Here is a 6659-nt window from a genome sequence, read left to right on the forward strand (position 1 = left end):
TCCTACTACACTTATACGGCCGACCGGCTGGTGCGTGTCGATTTTGCAACACTGATGGCAGCACCACAGCCGGTGGCACCACAGGACGCTGCCTTTGTACCGTCGCTCACCAGCGACGCCTTCCGCGAAGCGATTGCCGGGCTCGGCGACTACGAGCTCTATGCCGAACCTGACATTGCCAAGGCGTTGATCGCTTATTACTCGGCCAATCCGGATTTCATCTGGGTGACCGGGACCGGCCCAAACGGTCGCGCGCAGGATGCGGTGCGGGTGCTTGGCGAGGCGACGAGCTATGGCCTCACGCCGGCCGACTATTCGGTTGAAGTGCCTGCCGCCGGCGCATCGACCGGCGGCGCCGATGCGCGGCTGAAGGGGTTCGTCCGCTTTGAGATGGCACTGTCGGCGCGCGTCTTGCGCTATGTCCACGACGCGCAAAGCGGCCGCGTCGATCCCAATCGCATCACCGGCTACTATGATTTCCCGGCCAAGCCGCTCGACATGGAAGGCGTGCTGAAAACGCTGGCGCGCACTCAGCAAGTGCGCACCTATCTCGAATCACGGCATCCGCAGAACGCCGAATATCAGGCGCTGCGCGTCGAACTGGAATCACTTCAGGCCAGCGCCGAAGACGAGATCGTCGTTGACCCCAAGCTGTTGCTGAAACCGGGGCAGACCAGCCCCGAACTGCCGAAGCTTCTGGCGAAGATCGCGCGCAATCTCGACGACGAGATGGGCGGCGCCTATGGCGAGATATTGGCCGGGCTCGCCGCCAGCGAGGTCTATGATCCGGAACTGGTGCCGGTTATCAAGGCGGTGCAGAAAAAGGCTGGCATGAAGGGCGACGGCGTCATCGGTCCGCGCACCGTCGCAGCGCTGGTCGGGACGTCCAAGGCCGACAAGATTCAAAAGGTGCAGGTCGCGCTGGAAGAGTTGCGCTGGTTGCCATCCGATCTCGGCAGTCCGCGCGTCTTCATCAACCAGCCGGCCTTTACGGCGAGCTATATCGAAAATGGCGAGGAGAAGCTGAAGACCCGCGCCGTCATCGGCAAGACCACGAACCAGACTTCCTTCTTCTACGACCAGGTTGAGCAGGTCGACTTCCATCCCTATTGGGGTGTGCCGCAGTCGATCCTCGTCAACGAGATGCTGCCCCGGCTGCGCAGGGATCCCGGTTATCTCGACCGCGCCGGCTACGAAGTGGTCAACGCGCGCGGCAAACGCATTCCCTCCTCCTCGGTCAACTGGGGCGCCTATGGCGCGAAAATACCTTATGGCGTGCGCCAGCTGCCGAGCGAGGCCAATGCGCTGGGCGAACTGAAGATCCTGTTCCCCAACAAGCACGCAATCTACATGCACGATACGCCGCAAAAGTCGTTTTTCCAGCGTGACATGCGCGCGCTCAGCCATGGCTGCGTTCGTCTGCAGGATCCGCGCGGCATGGCGGCGGCCGTGCTCGGCACCTCGGTCGACTATGTCGCGGAGAAGCTGAAGCATGGCCATTCGACTGAAAAGGTCACGCGCACGATCCAGGTCTATGTCGCCTATTTCACCGCCTGGCCGGACATGTCCGGCAAAGTCGAATATTTCAGCGACGTCTACGACCGCGACACGCGGCTGCAGCAGGCACTCGACAGCACGGAAGCGGTGCGCTCGCCGGCGAGCTGAGGACGCTAACGCAGGGAGAGCGGGCGCCGGAACCCGGCTTCGCGCCCGGCGATCAGCCAGTAGACCAGACCGGCGACAAGGCCGGCGGCGGCGATGATGCCGATATCGGCCCAGCGCTCGGGGCTCAGGTCTTCCGGCGCGCTCGGCCAGATCAGGACGAAGCCGGCAGCCGCTGCTGCGGCGCCGAAGGCCATATGCAGCCAAAAACTGCGCAGCGAAAACAATTCGGCGATTAGCGCGAAGATCAGCGTCTGCAGGCCGGTTAGTACGATCGTCAGGAAATAGATGAACATGCCGAGCGGTGGCACGACCAGCGCCGCGATGGGGGAGAGCCCCATGAAATCGAAATACGCCGGTGCATCAGGCAGCGAACTCAATGCACCATAGATCGTCACTACTGCAATCAGTCCAACCAGCACCGCAACGAAATAGCCGGCGAGCATCATCAGAACGCGTTTCGCCACATGCTTTGCCGTCGCCATGCCCACCCCCGTGCGGCTCAATGATCACGCCGCAGTCAGCCATCAAAGCCGCATCGGCGCAAGGGGATGCCGAAAAGGGTGCAGGCCCCGTTCTTGGTGAAGCCACGCCGCCGCCCGCTTCCGAGGGGTCTTCGCCAGGCCGCGCTGTAACCTGGTTGCCGGAATAGTTCCGGCGCACGTATCGCCTGAGGAAGGGTGGCCGCGATCTATTTCGGCTCGGCTGTCACCGGATCGTAGGTGATTTCAACCTTCGCCTTATCGGTCGTGTAATAGGTGACGGTGTAGGCGCCGCTGTCCCAGCCGACCTCGTCGACGTAGCGAAAGTCGTCGCGCTGCTCGACCTTGGCGATTATTTCCGACAGTTTCCTAGCATTCTGCGGCGGCAATGGGCTGCCGTCTGCGGCAAAGGCCGGTCCGCCGAGAAGGAGGACTGCGACACCTGTCGCCAAAACAAGTCTGGACATGGCTTTCCCTCACTCTTCGAGGAGTAGAAACTCGCGGCCATGCAGGTTTGTTCCGGATTGGGCAAGGGGCGTGACAATCTAGCGCCGTGCCGACGCGCCGCATTGTTGTCCCTGAACGGAATCGGATGCAGCCTCGAAAGCTGTGGGGTTGGTGGGCGATGCAGGGATTGAACCTGCGACCCCACCCGTGTGAAGGGTGTGCTCTCCCGCTGAGCTAATCGCCCGCTCTTGCCCGAAGGCCAAGCGCGCCGCGATATAAGGGAGGCCGGCCGGGGAAGTCAAGGCGATGCCCTGGCGTTCCGACGAAGACCGAATGCAATCCCGCCGGGAGCGACCCGGTCGCCTCGCTCAGCGCCCCGCAGCGGCGATCAGGCGTTCGGCCAGACCAAGCGTCAGTGCGTCGAAATGCGAGATCACCGCCGACGGTTCGAATTCGCGCACATGGCGGTCGGTGTAACCGAAATCGACCGCGACCACGGGAATGCCGGCGGCTTTCGCCGTATCGATGTCGGTCTGCGAATCGCCGACCATCAGCGCGCGGTGCGGATCGCCGCCGGCCAGCACGATGGTTTGGGTCAGATGGCGCGGATCGGGCTTGCGGAACGCAAACGTGTCCTGGCCGCAAATCGCCGCGAAATGCTTCGCCAGGCCGAGCGCCTCGATCAGCGCCACCGAGTTGGCTGCGTATTTGTTCGTGCAGACGGCCAGGAGATAACCGGCTGCTTCGAATCGGGCGATCGTCTCGACGACGCCGGGGTAGGGGCGCGATTTACCCGGGATGTTGTCGGTGTAATGATCGAGAAACAGTTTCAGCAAGCGATCATGCTCCTGGCTTTCCAGCGATCTCTGCTGCGCGGCATGCGCGCGCTCGATCATCACCCGTCCACCATGGCCGACGAAGCGCTTGAAGCCGGCCTCATCGACGGCTGCGAGTTCGCTGGCGGCAAGGCTGTGGTTGAGGCTGTCGAGCAGGTCCGGCGCTGTATCGATCAGCGTCCCGTCGAGGTCGAACACGATGATCGGTCGGGTCATGGCCTGTCCTGTGACGATTACGCTGCCGGCAGGCGATAGCCGCTGCAGCCCATCCAGGCAAGCGGTGCTTGGTCAATCCACAGGGCAAAGCCTTTGACCGGACGGGCAAAGATGCTAGGAGCGCCGAAACACGCGAAATCCGGGGCAGGCATGGATGCGAGGCAACTGAAGGTCGAAGCCGCACGGGCGGCACTTGCCCATGTGACTGATGGCATGCGGCTCGGCATCGGCACCGGCTCGACGGCCGAGGAGTTCGTTCGGCTGCTTGCCGAGAAGGTCGCCAACGGCCTCACCATTATCGGCGTGCCGACCTCGGAGCGCACCGCCAACCTTTGCGGCGTGCTTGGCGTGCCGCTGTCGACGCTGGAGGAAACGCCGGAACTCGACCTTACCGTCGACGGCGCCGACGAGATCGATCCGGCGCTGACATTGATCAAGGGCGGCGGCGGCGCGCTGCTGCGCGAAAAGATCGTGGCGGCGGCTTCCGCCGGCATGATCGTCATTGCCGACCGTTCGAAGATGGTCGAGACGCTCGGCCGTTTTCCACTGCCCATCGAGGTCAACCCGTTCGGTCTGCGTGCCACGGAAATCGCCGTCGCCGCGGCGGCCGGAAGGCTCGGTCTTTCCGGTCCCGTCACATTGAGGATGACGGGGGGCCAGCCTTTTGTTACAGACGGCGGCCATTTTATCCTCGATGCATCTTTTGGCCGCATTCCGGATACAAGAGCGCTTTCGAATGCTCTCCATGCCATTCCGGGCGTGGTCGAGCATGGTCTTTTCATCGGGCTGGCATCAGCGGCCATCATAGCCGGCGACGGCGTCCAAACCGTCCATGCCGCCCGAAAACCAGGGAGTTCTACCGATCATGACGTTGCATAACCGGGTTCGCCGTTTTTCTGCCGTTCTGGCAGCTTCAGCCGTCTTTGCGTTTTCATCGCCGGCGTTCTCGCAGGACGTCACCGACGGGCATCTGAAGGCGGCCCGCGCTGCGGTCGCGGCGATCCACGCAACGGACCCGTTCGACAACATCCTGCCGCAGGCCGCCGCCGCGCTTCAGCAGCAGCTTATCCAAAAGAACCCGGACATGCAGGAGCTGATCGGCAGAACGGTTAGCGAAAAGGCTCTGGCGCTGGCCTCGCGCCGCGCCGATCTCGAGAAGGAAGCGGCCTTAGCCTATGCCAAGGTATTTTCCGAAAAAGAGCTTACCGAAATCGCCGCTTTCTACAATTCCGATTCCGGCAAGAAGCTGCTCGACAGCGGCCCGGCCGTGACGCGTGACCTGCTCAAGGCCGCCGACATCTGGCAGAACGGCGTCGCTCGCGATCTCGCACAACAGGTCGGCGAAACGCTGGCCGCGGCAGCGAAGGCTACAGCGCCGGCGGCACCGGCGAATGCCGCGGTACCGGAAGCACCGAAGAACTGAGAATATTGTCCGGCGGCGTTATCGCTGCGGACCGGAAAGCCCGGCCTCCATTGCGCGTCCCACAGCGTGCGCGGCGTGATGGTCCGGGCTTTTCTTTTGGCGCTTTGCAGCCTACCTGTCTCAGACATTTGAAGGGCAAGGAGCCGCATCATGGCCGTCTATGACTACGATCTTTTCGTCATCGGCGGCGGCTCCGGCGGGGTGAGGGCGGCGCGCATGGCGGCGGCACTCGGCAAGCGCGTCGGCATAGCCGAGGAATACCGCTATGGCGGCACCTGCGTCATTCGCGGCTGCGTGCCGAAGAAGCTCTATGTCTATGCGTCGCAATTTCCCGAACATTTTGCTGACGCTGCAGGTTATGGCTGGACCGTGCCGCAGGCGAGCTTCGACTGGCAGACATTGGTTGCCAACAAGGATCGCGAGATCAGCCGGCTGGAAGCCATCTACAGGAAGAATGTCCAAGGCGCCGGCGGCGAGACGTTCCAGTCGCGCGCCATGCTGGTCGATCCGCATGTGGTGCATCTTCTCGGCAACGACCGCACCGTCACCGCCGACCAGATTCTGATCGCCACCGGCGGCCGCCCAGCGCCGCACCCGGCTCTGCCCGGCCACGAGCACTGCATCTTTTCCAACGAGGCCTTCGACCTCAAGGAATTACCGAAGGCGATCATGATCGAGGGCGGCGGCTATATTGCCGTCGAATTCGCCAACATCTTTCACGGCCTCGGCGTCGACACAACGCTGGTCTATCGCGGCAAGGAGATTCTCTCGCGCTTCGACATGGATCTCCGGCGTATGCTGCACGAAACGATGGAAAAGAAGGGGATAAAAATCCTCTGCCATGCCGTATCCGAATGGGTCAGGAAGCGCCCAGACGGGCGCCTCGACGCTGTCGTCACTGGCGACAAGATACTGACTGTCGATCAGGTCATGCTCGCCATCGGGCGTCTCCCCAACACCGAAAACATGGGTCTTGAGGGCGTCGGCATCGAGATGACCAAGACCGGCGCTATCAATGTCGACCAATATTCGCGCACCAACATCGACAACATCTGGGCGATCGGCGACGTCACCAACCGCGTGCAATTGACGCCGGTGGCGATCCACGAGGCGATGTGTTTCGTCGAGACCGCCTTCAAGGGCAACCCGACCGCGCCCGACCATGATACGATCGCCACCGCAGTGTTTTCGCAGCCCGAGATCGGCACAGTCGGCCTGTCGGAAGATGAGGCGATAAAGCGTTTTTCCGACGTTGAGATCTACCGCGCCACCTTCCGGCCGATGCGGCACACACTGTCCGGCCGCGACGAAAAGATGCTGATTAAGCTGGTGGTCGACGGCACCTCGAAAAAAGTGCTCGGTGTCCATATCCTCGGGCCGGATGCCGGCGAGATGGCGCAGCTTCTCGGCATTCCGCTGAAGGCGGGGCTGACCAAGGATGATTTCGATCGCACGATGGCCGTGCATCCGACCGCGGCGGAAGAACTCGTCACCATGTACAAGCCGACCTACCGGGTGAAGGACGGCGAGCGCGTCTGACGTTTGCTTTCGCCCGGACGGAACAGCCGCCGATGTCCTTAAGCTCCTCGAAAC

Annotated in this window: 7 protein-coding genes and 1 tRNA gene; 4 read left to right on the forward strand and 4 right to left on the reverse strand. The window is 62.5% G+C overall.

The genetic code is table 11. The annotated features are described in order from the left end of the window. Positions 1-1665 (forward strand): murein L,D-transpeptidase (locus EOA86_RS16670; RefSeq protein ID WP_164891784.1); only part of this gene is annotated, 1665 nt, incomplete at its 5' end. A 5-nt stretch (positions 1666-1670) separates the two neighbouring features. Here EOA86_RS16670 and EOA86_RS16675 read toward each other — a convergent pair. The 4 genes from EOA86_RS16675 to EOA86_RS16690 all read right to left on the reverse strand — a co-directional run bounded on the left by EOA86_RS16675 (position 1671) and on the right by EOA86_RS16690 (position 3643). Further along, a complete protein-coding gene (locus EOA86_RS16675) occupies positions 1671-2147 on the reverse strand; it encodes a hypothetical protein (protein ID WP_127208986.1) in 477 nt (158 codons plus the stop codon). A 206-nt stretch (positions 2148-2353) separates the two neighbouring features. Next, positions 2354-2611 carry a PepSY domain-containing protein gene (locus tag EOA86_RS16680; RefSeq protein ID WP_065010026.1) on the reverse strand — a complete coding sequence of 86 codons (258 nt, stop codon included), beginning with the start codon at positions 2609-2611 and terminating at the stop codon, positions 2354-2356. A gap of 149 nt (positions 2612-2760) precedes the next feature. Continuing rightward, positions 2761-2835: transfer RNA gene (locus tag EOA86_RS16685), tRNA-Val, on the reverse strand. 124 nt (positions 2836-2959) lie between these two features. Continuing rightward, positions 2960-3643: a phosphoglycolate phosphatase gene (locus tag EOA86_RS16690; RefSeq protein ID WP_029352490.1), complete on the reverse strand. Its 684-nt coding sequence runs from the start codon at positions 3641-3643 to the stop codon at positions 2960-2962. Between the two features lie 150 nt (positions 3644-3793). Between EOA86_RS16690 and rpiA the strand changes: the two genes are divergently transcribed. The 3 genes from rpiA to gor all read left to right on the forward strand — a co-directional run bounded on the left by rpiA (position 3794) and on the right by gor (position 6605). Continuing rightward, on the forward strand, positions 3794-4522 hold the full coding sequence (rpiA, locus tag EOA86_RS16695; RefSeq protein WP_128342648.1) for a ribose-5-phosphate isomerase RpiA: 729 nt from the start codon (positions 3794-3796) through the stop codon (positions 4520-4522). Further along, a complete protein-coding gene (locus EOA86_RS16700; protein ID WP_127208988.1) occupies positions 4509-5066 on the forward strand; it encodes a DUF2059 domain-containing protein in 558 nt (185 codons plus the stop codon). The genes rpiA and EOA86_RS16700 overlap by 14 nt, the downstream gene beginning before the upstream one ends. Positions 5067-5216: 150 nt before the next feature. Then, entirely contained in the window at positions 5217-6605 is a 1389-nt protein-coding gene (gene gor / locus EOA86_RS16705; protein ID WP_128342649.1) for a glutathione-disulfide reductase, read from the forward strand. Positions 6606-6659 lie beyond the last annotated feature (54 nt).

This window comes from Mesorhizobium sp. M5C.F.Ca.IN.020.32.2.1 (genome assembly GCF_004023105.1).
Taxonomy (GTDB): domain Bacteria; phylum Pseudomonadota; class Alphaproteobacteria; order Rhizobiales; family Rhizobiaceae; genus Mesorhizobium; species Mesorhizobium wenxiniae.